This window comes from Morganella sp. EGD-HP17 (assembly GCF_000512315.2).
Taxonomy (GTDB): Bacteria; Pseudomonadota; Gammaproteobacteria; order Enterobacterales; family Enterobacteriaceae; genus Morganella; species Morganella morganii.
The window spans coordinates 45,853-65,332 of sequence record NZ_AZRH01000004.1; the positions used below are offsets into that span (position 1 = coordinate 45,853).

The 19,480-nt window shown below is 52.4% G+C and carries 15 protein-coding genes and 1 tRNA gene; 9 read left to right on the forward strand and 7 right to left on the reverse strand.

The window, feature by feature from the left end:
* Nucleotides 1–2 precede the first annotated feature (2 nt).
* The 4 genes from dppB to X965_RS05890 form a co-directional block, all read right to left on the reverse strand.
* The gene (gene dppB / locus X965_RS05880) at nt 3–1,022 is read right to left on the reverse strand and encodes a dipeptide ABC transporter permease DppB (RefSeq protein WP_015422405.1); all 1,020 of its coding nucleotides are present in this window, start codon (nt 1,020–1,022) and stop codon (nt 3–5) included.
* Between the two features lie 200 nt (nt 1,023–1,222).
* A complete protein-coding gene (gene dppA / locus X965_RS05885) occupies nt 1,223–2,836 on the reverse strand; it encodes a dipeptide ABC transporter periplasmic-binding protein DppA (protein ID WP_036409105.1) in 1,614 nt (537 codons plus the stop codon).
* Nucleotides 2,837–3,274: 438 nt separating this feature from the next.
* Nucleotides 3,275–4,828 (reverse strand): ShlB/FhaC/HecB family hemolysin secretion/activation protein, encoded by a 1,554-nt coding sequence (locus tag X965_RS18890; protein WP_004236550.1) that lies wholly within the window; start codon nt 4,826–4,828, stop codon nt 3,275–3,277.
* A gap of 163 nt (nt 4,829–4,991) precedes the next feature.
* Nucleotides 4,992–5,068, reverse strand: a tRNA-Pro gene (locus tag X965_RS05890).
* A gap of 267 nt (nt 5,069–5,335) precedes the next feature.
* On the opposite strand from X965_RS05890, the gene X965_RS05895 reads away from it, so the two are divergent.
* A complete protein-coding gene (locus X965_RS05895) occupies nt 5,336–6,613 on the forward strand; it encodes a filamentous hemagglutinin N-terminal domain-containing protein (protein ID WP_036417399.1) in 1,278 nt (425 codons plus the stop codon).
* Between the two features lie 42 nt (nt 6,614–6,655).
* Here X965_RS05895 and glyS read toward each other — a convergent pair whose 3' ends face one another.
* Both glyS and glyQ read right to left on the reverse strand, forming a co-directional pair.
* On the reverse strand, nt 6,656–8,725 hold the full coding sequence (glyS, locus tag X965_RS05900; protein ID WP_004236552.1) for a glycine--tRNA ligase subunit beta: 2,070 nt from the start codon (nt 8,723–8,725) through the stop codon (nt 6,656–6,658).
* Between the two features lie 9 nt (nt 8,726–8,734).
* Nucleotides 8,735–9,643, reverse strand: coding sequence for a glycine--tRNA ligase subunit alpha (glyQ, locus tag X965_RS05905; protein ID WP_004236554.1), 909 nt, complete (start codon nt 9,641–9,643; stop codon nt 8,735–8,737).
* Nucleotides 9,644–9,828: 185 nt separating this feature from the next.
* Here glyQ and X965_RS05910 point away from each other — a divergent pair, with 185 nt between their 5' ends.
* Both X965_RS05910 and X965_RS05915 read left to right on the forward strand, forming a co-directional pair.
* On the forward strand, nt 9,829–10,401 hold the full coding sequence (locus tag X965_RS05910; protein WP_036417400.1) for a DNA-3-methyladenine glycosylase I: 573 nt from the start codon (nt 9,829–9,831) through the stop codon (nt 10,399–10,401).
* A gap of 487 nt (nt 10,402–10,888) precedes the next feature.
* Nucleotides 10,889–11,227 (forward strand): YceK/YidQ family lipoprotein, encoded by a 339-nt coding sequence (locus X965_RS05915; RefSeq protein ID WP_015422403.1) that lies wholly within the window; start codon nt 10,889–10,891, stop codon nt 11,225–11,227.
* Between the two features lie 10 nt (nt 11,228–11,237).
* On the opposite strand, the gene X965_RS05920 is transcribed toward X965_RS05915, so the two are convergent.
* Nucleotides 11,238–12,518, reverse strand: coding sequence for a DUF3748 domain-containing protein (locus X965_RS05920; RefSeq protein WP_004236559.1), 1,281 nt, complete (start codon nt 12,516–12,518; stop codon nt 11,238–11,240).
* A 138-nt stretch (nt 12,519–12,656) separates the two neighbouring features.
* Here X965_RS05920 and X965_RS05925 point away from each other — a divergent pair, with 138 nt between their 5' ends.
* The 6 genes from X965_RS05925 to recG all read left to right on the forward strand — a co-directional run bounded on the left by X965_RS05925 (nt 12,657) and on the right by recG (nt 19,452).
* Entirely contained in the window at nt 12,657–13,274 is a 618-nt protein-coding gene (locus X965_RS05925; protein ID WP_004236560.1) for a trimeric intracellular cation channel family protein, read from the forward strand.
* A 296-nt stretch (nt 13,275–13,570) separates the two neighbouring features.
* Nucleotides 13,571–14,194 carry a guanylate kinase gene (gene gmk, locus X965_RS05935; protein ID WP_004236564.1) on the forward strand — a complete coding sequence of 208 codons (624 nt, stop codon included), beginning with the start codon at nt 13,571–13,573 and terminating at the stop codon, nt 14,192–14,194.
* A gap of 54 nt (nt 14,195–14,248) precedes the next feature.
* On the forward strand, nt 14,249–14,524 hold the full coding sequence (gene rpoZ, locus X965_RS05940) for a DNA-directed RNA polymerase subunit omega (protein ID WP_004236565.1): 276 nt from the start codon (nt 14,249–14,251) through the stop codon (nt 14,522–14,524).
* Nucleotides 14,525–14,541: 17 nt separating this feature from the next.
* Nucleotides 14,542–16,647, forward strand: coding sequence for a bifunctional GTP diphosphokinase/guanosine-3',5'-bis pyrophosphate 3'-pyrophosphohydrolase (spoT, locus tag X965_RS05945; protein WP_004236566.1), 2,106 nt, complete (start codon nt 14,542–14,544; stop codon nt 16,645–16,647).
* A 9-nt stretch (nt 16,648–16,656) separates the two neighbouring features.
* Nucleotides 16,657–17,352, forward strand: coding sequence for a tRNA (guanosine(18)-2'-O)-methyltransferase TrmH (trmH, locus tag X965_RS05950; protein ID WP_004236567.1), 696 nt, complete (start codon nt 16,657–16,659; stop codon nt 17,350–17,352).
* Nucleotides 17,353–17,370: 18 nt separating this feature from the next.
* Entirely contained in the window at nt 17,371–19,452 is a 2,082-nt protein-coding gene (gene recG, locus X965_RS05955; protein ID WP_004236568.1) for an ATP-dependent DNA helicase RecG, read from the forward strand.
* The last annotated feature ends 28 nt before the right edge of the window (nt 19,453–19,480 follow it).

Consider the following 19,480-nt stretch of genomic DNA (forward strand, 5'->3'; position numbering starts at 1 on the left):
TGTTATTTTTTATGACGGATCCGCGGGTTAACGACGCCGTAGAGTAAATCCACGCACAGGTTAACCAGGATAATCAGAATGGCGATCAGCAGAACGCCGCCCTGCACAACCGGATAGTCGCGGCGCTGAAGGGCATCAATCAGCCAGCGGCCGATACCGGGCCAGGAAAAAATCGTTTCGGTCAGAATCGCCCCGGCCAGCATCACGCCGACCTGTAAGCCGATAACGGTCACCACCGGCAGCAGCGCGTTGCGCAGTGCATGCACCACAATCACGCGGATGCGGCTCAGCCCCTTGGCGCGGGCGGTACGGATATAATCCTCACCCAGCACTTCCAGCATTGCCGAACGGGTCATACGGACAATCACCGCCAGCGGGATGGTACCGAGCACAATGGACGGCAGAATAAGATGCATCACCGCATCATGAAAATCGCCGTCCTCACCCCAGATCAGGGTATCAATCAGCATAAATCCGGTCAGCGGCTGACTGTCGTCGAGGAACACACTGTCCGATAAGCGCCCCGACACCGGTGTCAGATCGAGATTCACCGACACCAGCATGATCAGCATGATGCCCCACCAGAAAATCGGCATGGAATAGCCGGTCAGGGAGACCCCTATAGCAGTGTGATCAAAGATTGACCCGCGTTTGACGGCCGCCAGTACCCCGACCGGGATCCCGACAGAAATGGCGAAAATCATGGCACAGGCAGCGAGTTCCAGCGTGGCTTTAAAGCGGGGAACAAACTCTTCCCACACCGGCTGACGGCTCTTCAGAGAGAGGCCGAGGTCACCGTGCAGGACACCGTTGATATAATGAAGGTACTGTTTCCAGTAGGGCTGATCCAGCCCCAGGGCCGCCATCAGTTGAGCGTGGCGTTCAGGGGAAATTCCCCGCTCACCCGCCATGATAGTGACCGGGTCTCCCGGAATCAGATGAACAAATATAAACGTCAGTAACGTGATACCGATAAATGTCGGTATTACCATCCCGACCCGTCGGAGGATAAATTGCAGCATATCCCTGTTTCTCTTGTAATGGCCGCTGACAGCGCTCTGGTCATAAGACCGGACGAAAGGGAGGACTTTCCCTTTATACTCACACGATGAATAATATTGTTTTAGTTATGTGTTCTGCGTCGTCCGTGCAATGCGGTTCGATACAGGGTTGCCGCCCCCCGGAGGAGGCGGCAGACCGGTAACACTCATTTCCGGTTTACTTATTTTTCGATAGACACATTGTCAAAGTGGTGTTTACCCAGCGGATCCACCACATAGCCTTTCACTTCTTTGCGCACCGGCTCAAACACTGTGGAGTGTGCAACGATCAGTGCAGGCGCCTGCTCTTTCATCACTACCTGAGCCTGCTCATACAGCTTGGCGCGCTCTTTCGGATCAGCCGTGGTACGTGCCGGCTGAATGATGTTTTCAAAGGACTGATCACACCATTTCGAGTAGTTAGAACCCTGCTCTTTAGCCGCACAGCTGAAAAGTGTGGCGAAGAAGTTATCCGGATCCCCGTTGTCACCGGTCCAGCCCATCATGACAGTCTGAGGCTCGCCCGCTTTTGCGCGCTTGAGGTACTCGCCCCACTCATAGGTCACAATCTTGGCTTTCACGCCGACTTTCGCCCAGTCTGCCTGGATCATCTCAGCCATACGGCGGGCGTTCGGGTTATACGGACGCTGAACCGGCATCGCCCACAGGTCGATTTCAAAGCCGTTTTCCATACCTGCTTCTTTCAGCAGCGCTTTGGCTTTTTCCGGATCATACGGATAGTCTTCAATGCTGTTGTTGTAGCCCCACATGGTCGGCGGGATCAGGTTTTTCGCTTTCTGGCCTGCGCCCTGATACACCGCGTCAATGATGGCATCTTTATTAACTGCCATATTCAGTGCCTGACGTACTTTGACGTTATCCAGCGGTTTTTTCGTGACGTTATAGGAGAGATAGCCGACGTTCAGGCCCGGCTGCTCTTTCAGGACAATGTTTTTATCTTCACGCATACGCTCCAGGTCTGCCGGGTTCGGGTACGGCATTACCTGACACTCGTTTTTCTGCAGTTTGGCGTAACGGACAGAGGCATCCGGGGTGATGGAGAAGACCAGGCGGTCAATTTTCGGTTTGCCGTTCCAGTAATCGTCATTGGCTTTATACAGGATACGGGAATCTTTCTGGTACTGCTGCAACACAAACGGCCCGGTGCCGATCGGGTTCAGGTCGACTTTCTCCGGTGTACCGGCTTTCAGCATCTGATCGGCATATTCAGCGGAAAGAATGGAGGCGAAGTCCATCCCGAGGTTTGCCAGGAACGGCGCTTCAGAGCGGCTCAGCTGAAAACGGACAGTGTTGTCATCGACCTTCTCAACTTTATCGATGATTTTATCCATATCCATGCCGCTGAAATATTCATAACTACCGCCGGAGACCTTGTGATACGGGTTATCCGGGTTTTTCTGGCGGTCGAAGGTAAAGACCACATCATCCGCATTGAAATCACGGGTTGGTTTGAAATCCTTGCTGCTGTGGAATTTCACCCCTTTGCGCAGATGGAACGTATAGGTTTTTCCGTCTTCGCTCACATCCCAGGATTCCGCCAGGCCCGGCTCCAGCTCTGTGGTACCGGCTTTAAACTCCACCAGCCGGTTATACAGCGGCACGGAGCTGGCATCATAAGTGGTTCCCGAAGTGAACAGCTGCGGGTTAAACCCTTCCGGTGATCCCTCAGAACAAAAAACCAGCGTTCCCGCCGCATTAACACTGGCGGATACCGCCAGAGCAACCAGTGTAATACCCAGCTTCGCAAATCCTGTCTTACGTTTGGCGCTTCTCATCATCATTATCTCCGCCTGTCGTTGAATGTCGTGTTTGCTCTGTCGTCCGGCAGTGCCGGACCACAAATTTCAGTTTGTTTATTATTTTTTGACACTTCACTAAATCAACTGTCACAGAGGCAGTCAATACTATTGACTATGGACGATGACTACACATAAAACACACAAATCAAACGTTTTGATAACAAAAACAGCTAAAATGTTTGAACGGGTGCACAACTGAGCATTTATTCAGCTGCCGGATAAAACGTTCACAGAATAAACAGCTGATAAAAATTATCCGGATTTTGTGACTGAATGCTTAATTACTGCGCGATTATTTTGTCTGATATCACTGTCACAGTGTTTTCCGTTGCACATTTTGCCACAACTGCCGCTGTAATCCGCACCCTGCCTGATATACAGCGGTACTATCACGTACTGAAATCAAACCGGTCCTCAGTAACTGACACTGACAGAAAATCCTCCCGCCGGTGAAAAGGCCCGTACACGTTCCGCTTCTTTCAGCGGCAGACCGGCAAAGACCTGATAGCTCAGTGATTTATAAAACCCCTTCATCCCGATCTCCGTACCCGCCAGACGATGAGATCGCGCACCTCCGGAAATTTTTGCCCCCGGCAGCCCGGCATCTGCTGCCAGATACAGATTATGTCCCGGCAATACCTGCTGCCAGACCACCTCATTACGGCTGATAAAAGCCCGCGCGGCGCTCATGCTGTGGGAAAACGGATAGCCGCGTACCGAATAACGGCCACTCAGGGATTCATAATCCATCTCATCTGCTTTATCTGCATTAATAAAGCCGCGCATAACGCCTTCATAATAAAACGGCTGACCGGCAAGGCGGAACGGTACTGTCAGTGTTGTTTCTGCCATCAGCTGCCGGGTCGGTTTCAGCTTTTTTTCTGTTACCGGCAGCGCACCAAAGCGGTTCAGTGAATGCTTATACTGCACCTGATACTGCAAGGTGAAATCCGGCAGATACCAGCGGTGATTCAGTCCGGTATTCCAGTAAACAGACCGGCGCTCAGGCAATATCAGCGGCGCATGTCCGAGTGTGACATGCCGGGTTACCGCAGAAATGCCGCTGCTGAGGGTGAGATCATGTGCCGGAGTCAGAAGGAGCTTACGGCCGAAGCTCAGATCCAGCGTTTTGCTGCGGGTAAAATAGTCCAGTGATCCCCGGTATACCGGGTATTGCTGCTTCTGCTCACTGTAACTGCCGCCTGCGGTAAATTCCCAGTACCGGAAAGGGATCCGGTACTGGCCATAAATAAATTTCACCCCGGCGGAATGGTCGCGGTCCATATCCCGCAGGGTATAAATAAACAGGCGGTCATACAGCTGTAACGGATTTTCAAGACTGAGCCGGTTAGTTATCTGCCTGCTGCCGGTTGACGGGCTACCGTAGTTGCTGATTTCAAGTGAGCCGCTGATGCTGCGTTTTTTCTGCCGGGTAATGGTGATGATGCTGTTGCCGGGGTTCTGCGGATCAGGTTCAACGGCAGCCTGAGCCCCCAGACTGGGCAATTGATTCAGATGGGACATTCCCAGTTCAGTATCACGGATATTCAGCTGTCCGTCTGCCCGCTGCGGGAAAATCAGGTTCAGCCCGAAATGCGTATCTCCGCTCTCTTTATCGCGATAGCCGCTCAGATAACCGGGCTGATAGTGAAGTGTCAGGGTACCGTCGCTGACATTCTGCGGTGGCACACTGATTTGTGCTGTGATAAAACCGGCCTGATGCACCACCGACTCCAGTGTCATTACCGCTTCTGCCATCTGTTCTGATGTCAGACAGTGTCCGGTAATGCTTTTTTCAAATTCATCCGCCAGATAAGAGGGCTCAATTAATTCACGCTGCTTAATCACCACCTCTGACAGTATGGCGCAGGAGGCCGGAGAAACCGGCGGAGAAGAAGTGTAAGTGCTGCCCCATGCGCAGCCACAGGCCGTCGCCATCACAGCAGCAGCCGCTGTTTTTTTTATCATGTATCCGTCCGTCTGATGAAATCCTTTCAGCGGGCAGTTAAACGGATAACAGAAAACAGCGATATCAAAAAAGCGGCGGAATTTTTGAAAGTAACAGAAGAGGAAAAATGGCAGATGCTGAAAAGCAAAAAACCCTGCTGTAAAAGCAGGGTTTTTCTTAATATGGTCGGCGAGATAGGATTCGAACCTACGACCCACTGGTCCCAAACCAGTTGCGCTACCAAGCTGCGCTACTCGCCGAAAGCGGGATGGATATTACTGCCGGAAAGGCTAAACGTCAAGAGCAGAAACCGGAATTTTTTGTTTTTCGCCCCATTATTTTTATTTCGCCGGTTTATCAGCCAAATTTCTGTTTTTTATCCGCTTATTGGTAAACGGTATGTTTTTTATTTGCTATCGGAATGCTGAAAACTGACAAAAAATAACCACTCTGTTCATATCCGCTGTCAGCGACTTTATTTATCCTGCCCGTGGATTTTATACCTCAGCAACAACCAGGGAGTGGTTATGCCAAAAATAGTAAAGCTGTCCGTTATCAGCAGTGCCCTTTTCCTCGCTCAGTTCGCTTCTGCAGCAGATATTACCGTGCATCCTGCATCATCAGAGACGACTCAGGTTGTCCGTCAGGGGAACAACATCACCATCAATATCGCACCGGCAAACATACACGGTGTTTCTTATAATGCCTATGATCAGTTTAACGTCGGGAAAAACGGTGTGGTATTTAATAACCGCGAATCCGGCGCCGGAATGATTATTAACGAGGTGCTTTCAACCAAAAAATCACAACTGCGCGGTAATATGCACGTGGATGGCCAAAAAGCCCATCTCATTATCGCTAACCCGAACGGTATTGCCTGTAACGGATGCAGTGTTTCCGGCGCGGATCAGTTAACACTGACCGGCGGAAAAATAGTATTCTCTCTGGACGGAGAATTACTGGGTTATCACAATAGTAAAAATAACAGCAACATTCGCATTAGTAACACCACTGAAAATGCGTTTTCTTCCGTAAACAAATTCAATGTGATTGCTGAAAACATCACTATTCGTAACAGTGAAATCAGTACGCCCAATCTGGTGATGTTCAGCGGCCATGAATTAGTAAAATATTCACCAGATACAGTCCGGGGTTTGGAAGCCTTACCCGGCAGCAGTGGTACACAAAAAAGTAAACTGACTATCAGCAAAGGCAGCCATATTAAAACGGATAATATGTATATCAGTGCAAATAACACTGATATAAAAAATCACGGTATGATTACAGTTGGTGATGCACAAAAGCAACATGCTGTGAATAGTCAACTGACGTTGGATTTGGTCAATTCACACCTGATGAATGGCAGCAAAGGTAATATCCGTGTAACTGATGCGGATTCAATCCTGGAAAACAGCCAGATTACCAACAACGGCAATATCCATATTGATAACAAACATAAAATGCTGGCAATAGGCAGCGCTGTTATCCATAACAAAGGGAATATGTCATCAGATATCACCAAAATTACCAGTTTGAATAATGTTAAATCCGGTGTTGGTATTAATAACTATGGCAATCTGACAGGCAGTTTATTGGTTAAAGCAAATCAAATCGCATTTAACAATAAAAAATATCTGGAAGCATTGGATATATCTGCAGATAGTGATGTTCTTGCCTATATTAATGATGGCGAGATAATGAATGAAACAGCTAAGTTCAGAGCTTATGAACTCTATCATTCAGGTAATGGAAAAATCACATCCGTGCCTGTATTTGAATCTGAGATAAAAAAACCACTTCAGTAAAAAGAAAGCCCGGCATTGCCGGGCTTTTAGCTCTTTCACCGGTTACTGCAACAGCGAAATATCCGCAACACCCAGGAACAGGTTGCGCAGTTCATTTAATAATGTCAGACGGTTACGGCGGATATTGTCATCCTTATCCATCACCATTACGCTATCAAAGAACGCATCCACCGCTTCACGCAGAGAGGCCAGTTCAGTCAGTGCTTCCTGATATTTGCCTTCCGCATAGAGCGGAGCCAGCTGCGTTTTCAGGTCAGTCACATAGGCTGCCAGGCGGATCTCTTCCGGTGCATTCATTAATGATGCCAGAACGGTATCATTCAGTGCATCATCACTCTTCGACAGAATGTTGGAAACACGCTTGTTAGCAGCGGCCAGAGCAGCGGCTTCCTCCAGTGTACGGAAGTGAGTGACGGCTTTCATGCGGGCATCAAAGTCTGCCGGACGGGTCGGACGACGCGCCAGAACCGCCTGGATAGTATCAATCGCATAACCCTGCTCCTGATACCAGGCACGGAAACGGCCTAACATGAAATCAACCACGTCAGTGACCACATTCGCGTTCGTCAGCTTATCACCATACAGGCGGACCGCTTCCTGTGTCAGCGTTTCCAGGTCGAGGTTGTAACCTTTCTCAACGATGATACGCAGCACGCCGAGTGCGGCACGGCGCAGAGCAAACGGGTCTTTATCCCCTTTCGGATGCTGGCCGATACCGAAGATCCCCGCCAGGGTATCCATTTTGTCAGCAATCGCCAGAGCATCAGACACCGGCGTTGACGGCAGGTTATCACCGGCATAACGCGGCTGATACTGCTCTTTCAGCGCCAGTGCCACGTCTTCGGATTCACCGTCATGGCGTGCATAGTGCATGCCCATCACACCCTGGGTGTCCGTGAACTCAAAGACCATGTTGGTCATCAGGTCACATTTGGCCAGCAGGCCCGCACGGGTGGCGTGATTCACATCCGCGCCAATCTGACCGGCAATCCAGCCTGCGAGCGCTTCAAGGCGATCAGTTTTATCACGCAGTGTACCCAGTTGCTGCTGGAACAGAACCGTGCTCAGGCGCGGCAGGTTATCTTCCAGACGCTTTTTGCAGTCGGTTTTGAAGAAGAACTCAGCATCCGCCAGACGAGGACGGACGACTTTTTCGTTACCTGCGATGATCTGCGACGGGTCAGAAGACTCGATATTGGCGACAAAGATAAAGTTCGGCATCAGGTTGCCGTTTTTGTCGTAAACCGGGAAGTATTTCTGGTCACCTTTCATAGTGTAAACCAGCGCTTCAGACGGAACCGCGAGGAATTTTTCCTCGAATTTCGCTGTCAGCACAACCGGCCATTCCACCAGTGAAGTGACTTCTTCCAGCAGGCTGTCAGTCAGGTCAGCCACGCCGCCCAGTGCCAGTGCTGCTTTTTCCGCATCACGTTTGATCATGGCTTTACGGGCATCGTAATCCGCCATCACTTTACCGCGGGTTTCCAGAATTGCCGGATACTCGTCTGCGTGTGCGATAGTAAATTCCGCTTCACCCATAAAACGGTGACCACGGATAACACGGTCAGAGGTTATCCCAAGGACTTCACCCGGAATAACATCCGCGCCCATCAGCATCGTGACGGTATGAACCGGACGCACAAAGTGAGTCTCTTTATCACCCCAGCGCATCAGTTTCGGGATAGGCAGTTTTGCCAGCGCACGGCTGACCATATCTGCCAATAATTCTTTGGCTTTATTCCCTTTTTCCACCGCGCGGTACAGCAGCCATTCACCTTTGTCAGTGACCATGCGATCAGCCTGATCGACAGTGATCCCGCAACCGCGTGCCCAGCCTTCCGCCGCTTTGGTCGGTTTGCCTTCGGCATCAAATGCCTGGGCAATAGCAGGGCCGCGCTTTTCCACTTCGCGATCAGCGGCAGATTCCGCCAGACCGGCAATTTTTACCGCCAGGCGGCGTGGTGCAGCATACCAGGTCACATCACCGTGAGTCAGGTTAGCAGCGGCCAGTTCTGCAGTCAGGTTGGCCGCAAAAGATTCAGCAAGAGAACGAAGCGCCTTCGGCGGTAACTCTTCTGTGCCGATTTCCGTCAGGAAAGTCTGTTGTGTCATGACAGCCTCTTAGTTCTTTTTACACATCGGGAAGCCCAGTGCCTCACGGGAGGCATAATAAGCTTCGGCAACGGCTTTGGTCAGGGTACGGATGCGCAGGATATAACGCTGACGTTCCGTCACCGAAATCGCTTTGCGCGCATCAAGCAGGTTGAAAGAGTGAGCCGCTTTCAGAATACGCTCGTAGGCCGGTAACGGCAGCGGAGTTTCCAGTGCCAGCAGGGACTGTGCTTCTTTCTCATACTGTTCGAAACAGGTGAATAAGAAGTCCACATCGGCGTATTCAAAGTTATACGTGGATTGCTCAACTTCGTTCTGATGATAGATATCACCATAGGTGGTTTTGCCCAGCGGGCCGTCACACCAGACCAGATCGTAAACGCTGTCCACGCCCTGGATGTACATCGCCAGGCGCTCGAGACCGTAAGTGACTTCCCCGGTAACCGGTTTGCACTCCAGTCCGCCGACCTGCTGGAAGTAAGTAAACTGTGTAACTTCCATGCCGTTCAGCCAGACTTCCCAGCCTAATCCCCAGGCACCCAGTGTCGGGTTTTCCCAGTTATCCTCAACAAAACGGATGTCATGAACCGTCGGGTCAATACCCAGCTCTTTCAGGGAGCCGAGATACAGCTCCTGGATGTTATCCGGAGACGGTTTGATGATGACCTGAAACTGATAGTAGTGCTGCAGGCGGTTCGGGTTTTCCCCGTAACGGCCGTCCGTCGGACGACGGGATGGCTGCACATAGGCCGCCGCAATCGGCTCCGGCCCTAACGCTCTCAGACACGTCATCGGGTGTGAAGTGCCGGCGCCGACTTCCATGTCCAGTGGTTGAACAATGGTACAGCCCTGGCGCGCCCAGTAATCCTGTAATGTCAGGATAAGACCCTGGAAGGTTTTGGTATCAAACTTTTGCATGTTGGATCCGCACGCGAGAAAATGAATAATAAAATAAAAGTCATTCAGTATACCCTCTGACCGCCGGACTATACAGCGCTTCTCCGATCTTTTTCCGCCCGGATCGAAAAACCGGTAATATACCCGTTTACATGGATATTTATCCAGTATAAATTAACCGGAAAGCCGTCTTCCGGGAGAACACAATGTCACTGTCCGCCGCTGCTCAGACCCGCTGTGCCTGGGTTACTGATGACCCGCTCTATATTCAGTACCATGACACCGAATGGGGTGTCCCCGAGCGTGATAACCATAAATTATTTGAGATGATCTGCCTTGAAGGCCAGCAGGCGGGTCTTTCCTGGCTGGTGATCCTGAAAAAGCGTGAAAATTACCGGCAGTCGTTCTTTCAGTTTGATCCGGAAAAAGTGGCGGCCATGACAGAGGCCGATGTGGACAAACTGATGCAAAACCCGGGAATTGTCCGCCAGCGGGCGAAAATCAATGCCATTATCAGTAATGCAAAAGCCTACCTGGCGATGCAGGAGGCCGGTGAAGATTTCAGGGATTTTTTGTGGAATTTCACCGGTAACACGCCGCTGATTAACCACTATACAGACAGCAGCACCATCCCTGCGGATACCCCGCTGTCCCATGCTCTGGCAAAAGCACTGAAAAAACGCAGGTTTAAATTCTGCGGGCCGGTTATCTGTTATTCCTTTATGCAGGCCGTCGGCATGATTGATGATCATCTGCCGCACTGTTGCAGCCGCCGTTAAAAAAATCCCCGTTATGTGGTAAGTACATAACGGGGTAAAGGTATAACGAGGACTTTGGATCTGTTAACTGACATCACCGGCCGGCATAAAGCACAAGGCATTTACCTCACACCGTTCAGTAATGCGTCCCAGTTTACCCGCAAGTGCCTCCGGTAATGGCTGTAATAATCCTGCTATTATCATTGTATTAGCGCCGACAAACCGCACTGTTCAATAAATTCAGTCACACTTTCTGACAGATAATTCCGCCGGTTCTGTTAAAACAATTCCACGGGGGTGGTACCCTTTGCCTGTGATCTGCGTGTTTTACCGGTGACGATTTGCCGGTGATCATTTTCCGGTGACAGCACTCACGTTCCGCCGTTAAACGGAAATCCGGATCACACAAAAAAACAAAAACTTCTCAGTACACTCTATTTATGGAATAGTACGCCGGTCGGGTGAAATAATTACCGGTACCCGCCCGCTGTATATGCAGGGACATGTTATGACACGCAAATGTATGATAATAAGCGGATTGCTGGGACTGAGTACGATACTCAGCGGCTGCTCAAGTATTATGACCCGGACCGGCCCGACAGAGGGCTACTATCCCGGAACCAAAAACAGTATCGCCATGTTGCAGGATGACGAAACCGGCTGGGTCATGAAGCCGATTGTCGCCATTGACCTGCCCTTCTCCGCTGTCCTCGATACCCTTCTGGCCCCGGTCGATTATGCCACCGGCGGCAAAGACAACAGTGAGTCATCCCCTGCGGAACGGGTAAAACGCCTGGAAGCAGCGGAAACCGCCCATAACGCCCCGGCACCATTGCCGCAGGAGTAATCTGCCGCCGTTACAGCCCGGTGTCTGCCACCCAGATTTGCTGCCAGCCGTTTGTGCGGCGCAGAAATGCCACCCGGCTGTTATCCGGTGAAAACACCACCGCATCCCCTGACACCGGTTCTGCCGATGGTGCCGTCACCGCGCGGCATACCCCGGTTTCAGCACAACACACCATGACCAATCCTTTACGGACAAAGGTCAGATACCGCCCGGTGCTGTCCCAGCTGAATGCAGATTCAATACTGTCACTGCCGGAAGTGACCTGATGCACCTCACCGCCCAGCGGGGAAATCGTCCACAACTGAACAATTCCCTGATCGTCCTGCATCAGAAACGCAATTTTGTCGCCCTGCGGTGAGCTGCGCAGCCAGAAGCGCGGCTGTTTTGCCAGCCCCGGATACCGGCGATGATGAGTAAATGTCAGCCGCGTCTGGCTGACACCGGCCGGCGGAGCAGGCATCGTGCTGTCGGTTCCCTCAAGCGGCAGATCGCCGGCAACGGCATAATCTTCAGGCCGTTCCGGCAGATCGAGACGGAAAATCTCCGGGATCACCTCATCGTTTTCTGACCGGGTATCCCCGATAAACGCAATCGCACGCCGCTGACGGGAGCCGTCAGCCCGCAGATACCCCTGCTCACCAATCCAGCCCTCTTCATATGCACGGCTGATTTCATCACTGCCGGGTTGCGGCGCCGGGGTTGTCCGCGAGACCACACAGCAGAAAAACTCCCCGTCATATTCACGCGGGTGATGTTTCCCGGTACATACCGGATGCAGCGGAACCGCCACCGCCACATTACGCAGATCCAGCGCCGGATCCCGCTCATGCAGCACATGGTCGTTATAAGTGAAACTCAGCCATTCCCCGTCCGGGCTGAACACATGCACATGTGTACCGCCGCGCAGAGCGCCGGGCTGATAAGGCGGTGTAATGCAGAAAGCATCAATATTGTGTGCAACACCCGGCACATCATCACTGACCATCACCCCCTGACGGTGATGGAAATCATACTGCCACTGCGGATCCGGGTTCAGCGGCCCGCGGATAAAGGCATACCGCACCGGCAACTGCGGGCTGACAGTCACCACACCCACACAGGCCCCGGCGGTTCCCCGGTAAATTTCACGGATTTCTGTTGTATTCACATGAATTTTTTCTATCGTTTTACCGATAAACGAAGACCCCTGAGGGCGGACATCATAAACCAGCCATTGGCTATCCGGCGTCCATACATTAATATTAGTAAGCTGATGATGACGGGGTGTTGTTGTTATCTGATATTCATTCATTAGAGTGATACTCTCTTTTTATACCATCAGTTCGGATAACCTCAGGTAATCCGATTGGGTCAGACTAAAAAAACTCAGTCGAGACTTTCGGCTGTGCTGACTATGCTAACCTTCCGATAAACCGGCAATGATAAGACTATGTTACTCAGTATCCTGTACATTATTGGTATTACCGCTGAAGCCATGACCGGAGCACTGGCCGCCGGCCGCCGGAAAATGGATGTTTTCGGCGTAATTATTATCGCCTCCGCCACTGCTATCGGCGGCGGATCTGTCCGCGATATGCTGCTGGGCCATTACCCGCTGGGCTGGGTAAAACATCCTGAATATATTATTACGGTTGCCTGTGCTGCCGTTATTACTATCTGGGTTGCGCCGATGATGAAGCATCTGCGCCGCCTTTTCCTGATCCTGGATGCTATCGGGCTGATGGTATTTTCCATTATCGGCGCTCAGATAGCACTCGATATGAACTACGGGCCGATCATTGCGGCTATTGCCGCCGTTATCACCGGTGTTTTCGGTGGTGTGCTGCGCGATATGCTGTGTAACACCATTCCGCTGGTTTTCCAGAAAGAATTATATGCCGGTATCTCCTTTGCCGCTGCCTGGCTCTATATGGGATTACTGTTTTACACGCCGCTGCCGCGCGATGCCGTCATTATTATTACCCTGGTGGCCGGCCTGACGTCCCGGTTAATTGCCATCCGCTACCGCCTCGGGTTACCGGTCTTTAATTACGAAAATCAGGATTAACGGCAATAACCGCTCACCCGGAACCGGACAATACCGGTTCCGGTTCTGCTTATCTGCCCTGTTTGTCTGTTTTTTCCTGTTGTCCCGCACTGTCATGTAACTGACGGGTATATGCATACATTTTTATTCCGCCGGTGCGGAAAAATGAAACATCCGTATTCATCTGCCCGGAAAAATAAGAAATTTTCAGCAGATAATCACCTGAACGCTGCATGTCGCTGCGCGTGTGTGTATACTATATGCGGGGATTTATTCCCCGAGGCTTTTTCAACCCCCAATCAGACAAGACATCAACAATGACCCAAGGTACGTTATATATTGTCTCTGCGCCGAGTGGTGCGGGAAAATCGAGTCTTATTCAGGCATTACTGAAAACACAGCCTTTATATGACACCCAGGTTTCTGTTTCGCACACCACCCGTGGTATCCGCCCGGGCGAAGTGCACGGAGAGCATTATTTCTTCACCACTGAAGATGAATTCAAAAGCATGATCGGCCGTAATGAGTTTCTCGAACATGCCTGTGTCTTCGGAAATTACTACGGTACCGCCCGTAAAACAGTGGAAGATATCCTGAACTCCGGTGTTGATGTATTTCTTGATATTGACTGGCAGGGAGCCCGCCAGATCCGGGAACAGATGCCGGCAGCCCGCAGTATCTTTATTCTGCCGCCGTCCCGTGAGGAATTGCTGCGCCGCCTGCGCGGCCGTGGTCAGGACACTGACGAAGTCATTGCCGGACGTATGGCACAGGCGGTCAGTGAAATGCAGCACTATGGCGAGTACGATTATCTGATTGTGAACGATGATTTTAATGTCGCGCTGACCGATTTACAGACGATTATCCGTGCGGAACGTCTGCGTTCAGGTCGCCAGGTTCAGCGACATGATGCTTTAATCGCCAAATTATTGGCACAGTGATACAACTTTCAGTATCATGCCGAGTCATTTATTTATCTGTGGAGTAGCACACCTATGGCACGCGTAACAGTCCAGGACGCAGTAGAAAAAATTGGTAACCGTTTTGACCTCGTATTAGTGGCAGCACGCCGTGCGCGTCAGTTACAGGCCGGCGGCAAAGAGCCTCTGGTTCCGGAAGAAAACGATAAAGTCACCGTGATCGCCCTGCGCGAAATCGAAGAAAATCTGATCAACGGCCAGATCCTTGACGCCCGTGAGCGCCAGGAACAACAGGAGCAGGAAGCTGCTGAAATGCAAGCGGTTTCTGCAATCGCCGAAGGACGTCGTTAAGTTAAGGTAGGTCTGCCTTGTACCTGTTTGAAAGCCTGAACCATATTGTTAAGGATTATCTGCCGAAAGAGCAGATTGATCTGTTAAAACAAGCCTATATCGTTGCGCGGGATGCTCACGAAGGGCAGACCCGCTCCAGTGGCGAACCGTATATTACCCATCCGGTCGCTGTTGCCTGTATCCTGGCCGAGATGCGTCTCGACCTCGAAACACTGATGGCAGCACTGCTGCACGACGTTATTGAAGATACGCCTGCCACCTTTCAGGATATTGAACAACTGTTCGGCACCACGGTTGCCGGGCTGGTGGAAGGGGTATCGAAGTTAGACAAACTGAACTTCCGCGATAAAAAAGAAGCTCAGGCTGAAAACTTCCGCAAAATGGTCATGGCGATGGTGAAAGACATCCGTGTCATTCTCATCAAGCTGGCAGACCGCACGCATAACATGCGCACGCTCGGGTCTCTGCGTCCCGATAAGCGTCGTCGTATTGCGCGCGAAACCCTTGAAATCTACAGTCCTCTGGCTCACCGTCTCGGTATTCACCATATCAAAACGGAGCTTGAGGAGCTGGGATTCGAAGCCCTTTACCCGAACCGCTACCGCGTCATCAAAGAAGTGGTGAAAGCCGCGCGCGGCAACCGTAAAGAGATGATCCAGAAGATTTTATCCGAAATCGAAGGGCGTCTGACGGAAGCCGGGATCAGCTGCAAAGTCAGCGGACGGGAAAAACATCTCTACTCCATCTACCGGAAAATGCACCTGAAAGAGCAGCGTTTTCACTCGATCATGGACATTTATGCATTCCGCGTGATTGTAAGCACTGTCGACACCTGTTACCGCGTATTAGGTCAGGTTCACGGCCTGTACAAACCGCGTCCCGGCCGCGTCAAAGATTATATCGCCATCCCGAAAGCCAACGGCTATCAGTCATTACACACCTCCCTTATCGGCCCTCACGGGGTGCCGGTGGAAGTGCAGATCCGGACCGAAGATATGGATCAGATGGCGGAAATGGGGGTGGCTGCACACTGGGCTTATAAAGAGCACGGTGAATCCGGCACCACCGCACAGGTGCGTGCCCACCGCTGGATGCAGAGCCTGATAGAACTTCAGCAAAGCACCGGCAACACCTTTGAATTTATTGAGAGCGTGAAATCCGATCTCTTCCCGGATGAGATTTATGTCTTCACGCCGGAAGGCCGGATTGTGGAACTGCCGACCGGCGCCACTCCGGTGGATTTCGCCTATGCCGTGCATACGGACATCGGCCACTCCTGTGTCGGCGCGCGCGTTGACCGCCAGCCGTATCCGCTCTCCCAGCAACTGACCAGCGGACAAACCGTTGAAATTATTACCGCACCGGGCGCACGGCCGAATGCCGCGTGGCTGAACTTTGTTGTCAGCTCAAAAGCCCGGGCGAAAATCCGTCAGTTACTGAAAAACCTCAAAAGGGATGATTCTGTCAACCTGGGCCGCCGTCTGCTCAACCATGCACTCGGTAACGGCCGTAAGATCACAGATATCCCTCAGGAAAATATCAGCCGTGAGCTGGTGCGGATGAAACTGGCGACTCTGGATGACCTGCTGGCGGAAATCGGCCTGGGGAATGCCATGAGTGTGGTGGTTGCCCGTAACCTGCTGAACGAGCCGGAAAGTAATACCGAAGAGAGCACCACCCGCAAGCTGCCGATCAAAGGCGCGGACGGAGTGCTTATCACCTTCGCCAAATGCTGCCGTCCGGTACCGGGTGACCCGATTATCGCCCATATCAGTCCGGGTAAAGGGCTGGTTATCCACCATGAATCCTGCCGTAATATCCGCGGATATGAAAAAGAACCGGAAAAATTCATGGCTGTTGAGTGGGATAATGATATCGACACCGATTTTATTGCTGAAATCAAAGTGGATATGTTTAACCACCAGGGCGCACTGGCTAACCTGACTGCCGCAATTAATGATGCCAACTCCAGTATTCAGAGCATGAATACCGAGGAGAAAGATGGCCGCGTTTACTGCGCCTTTATCCGCCTGACCGCAAAAGACCGTATCCAGCTTGCGAATATTATGCGTAAGATCCGCATTATGCCGGATGTCCTGCGCGTCAGCCGTAACCGGAATTAATCACACGGTATGAATTCCCAACGTTATGAGCGCATCTGCCGGATGATGGCGATGCGCCAGCCTGACCTCACCCTGTGTCTCGAGGAAGTGCATAAGCCGCACAATGTCTCGGCGGTGATCCGCAGCGCGGATGCTGTCGGTATCCATGATCTGCATGCGGTCTGGCCGGAAAAAATCAAAACCCTGGTCTCTTCCGCCGCCGGCAGCAACAGCTGGGTAAATGTGCATAACCACGACACACTCGCTGGTGCCGTGACCCTCCTGAAATCACAGGGTATGCAGATTCTTGCCACTCATCTGTCTGACAGCGCGGTGGATTTCCGGGCGATCGATTTTACCCGCCCGACCTGCATTATCATGGGCTCGGAGAAAACCGGCATATCTCAGGAAGCCATCCGGCTGGCAGATCAGCATATTATGATCCCGATGTCCGGCATGGTACAGTCACTGAATGTGTCTGTTGCCGCCGCCGTGATCCTCTATGAGGCACAACGCCAGCGTGAAGCTGCCGGTCTCTATGAGCATCCCCGTTGTGCCCTGGCACAGGATGAACAGCAGCGCCTGCTGTTTGAACGCGGTTATCCGGTGCTGGCCCAGGTCGCCCGCGAGAAAAAACTGCCCCGTCCGCAGATTGATGAACAGGGTCATATTATTGCGCCGGACAGCTGGTGGGCTGCCATGCAACAGAAGAAACCATCCGCCTGATACGAAACGGAGCAGAAAATGAAAGGTCAACTGCTTGATGCTATCCCACTCACGACTTTACACGGCGTCGGGGCCGGGCAGGCGGGCAAACTGGCCGGTATCGGTCTGCACACCCTTCAGGATCTGCTTTTCCATCTGCCGCTGCGTTATGAAGACCAGACCCGGCTTTATACCATTACCGATCTGTTACCCGGGATTTATGCCACCGTCAGCGGCGAAGTGCTGCGCACCGATGTGGTCTTTGGCCGCAAGCGGATGATGACCTGCCAGATAAGCGACGGTACCGGCATCTTAACCCTGCGTTTCTTTAACTTTTCAGCGGCGATGAAAAATGCGCTGGTGGCCGGAAAACAGGTCACCGCTTACGGTGAAATCCGGCGCGGCAAAAATGGCCCGGAGATTTTCCACCCCGAATACAAAGTCCGCCAGAGTGATACTTCCGTTGAATTACAGGAAACACTCACCCCTATCTACCCGACCACCGAAGGTGTCCGCCAGGCCACACTCCGCAAACTGCTCGATCAGGCGCTGGAGTTGCTCGATACCTGCGCCATTAATGAATTACTGCCGCCGGAACTGACCCGCTCTATGATGAGCCTGCCGCAGGCGCTGAAAACGCTGCACCGGCCACCGGCGGATACACAGCTTGCCGAACTGGAAAGCGGGCAGCATCCGGCACTGAAACGGATTGTGCTGGAAGAACTGCTGGCGCATCACCTCAGCATGCTGGCGGTCAGAGCAGGGGCACAGCGTTATCACGCACTGCCGCTGTCACCGCAGGAAACACTGAAAAATCAGTTTCTGGCACAACTTCCCTTCTCACCAACCAATGCCCAGCAGCGCGTGGTGGCGGAAATAGAGCAGGATCTGGAAAAACCGGTACCGATGATGCGCCTGATTCAGGGGGATGTCGGCTCAGGGAAAACGCTGGTCGCCGCGCTGGCGGCACTTCGCGCTATCGCACACGGCAGACAGGTGGCTCTGATGGCACCGACAGAATTGCTGGCTGAACAACACGCCAATACTTTCCGTCAGTGGCTGGAGCCGCTGGGTATCAGTGTCGGCTGGGTTGCCGGGAAACAGAAAGGCAAGGCACGACAGGCACAGGAAGACGCCATTGCTGCCGGTGATGTGGCCATGGTTATCGGCACACACGCCATTTTTCAGGAACATATCCGTTTTCATTCCCTGGCGCTGGTGATTATCGATGAACAACACCGCTTTGGTGTCCACCAGCGGCTGGCATTGTGGGAAAAAGGCGAACAGCAGGGATTCCATCCACATCAGCTGATCATGACCGCCACGCCGATCCCGCGTACTCTGGCCATGACTGCCTATGCAGATCTCGATACCTCGGTTATCGACGAACTGCCGCCCGGCAGAACCCCGGTGACCACGGTGGCGATTCCGGACAACCGCCGCCATGAGATTATTGAGCGGGTGCGCAATGCCTGTCAGGATGAAAAACGTCAGGCTTACTGGGTCTGTACCCTGATCGATGAATCGGATTTGCTGGAAGCCCAGGCGGCTCAGGTCACGTTTGATGAGCTGTCCGCCACGCTACCGGATCTGCGGGTCGGGATGGTTCACGGCCGCATGAAACCGGCAGAAAAACAGGCGGTAATGGCACAGTTTAAGGCCGGTGAGCTGGATCTGCTGGTTGCCACCACGGTGATTGAAGTCGGGGTGGATGTACCGAACGCCAGCCTGATGATTATCGAAAACCCGGAACGGCTCGGGCTGGCACAGCTGCATCAGCTGCGCGGCCGGGTCGGGCGCGGCTCTGCGGTCTCCCACTGTGTGCTGCTGTATAAAACCCCGCTCACCCAGACAGCAAAACTGCGTCTTCAGGTACTGCGGGACAGCAACGACGGCTTTGTTATCGCGCAGAAAGACCTGGAAATCCGCGGGCCGGGGGAACTGCTCGGCACACGCCAGACTGGCAATGCGGAATTTAAAGTGGCGGATTTACTGCGCGACCAGGGCATGCTGCCGGAAGTACAGCGCGTTGCACGGCATCTGCACCAAAACTATCCGGAACAGGCAAAAGCCCTGATAGAACGCTGGCTGCCGGAACGCACACAATACACCAACGTATAACGAAAAAAGCCACCCGGAGGGGTGGCTT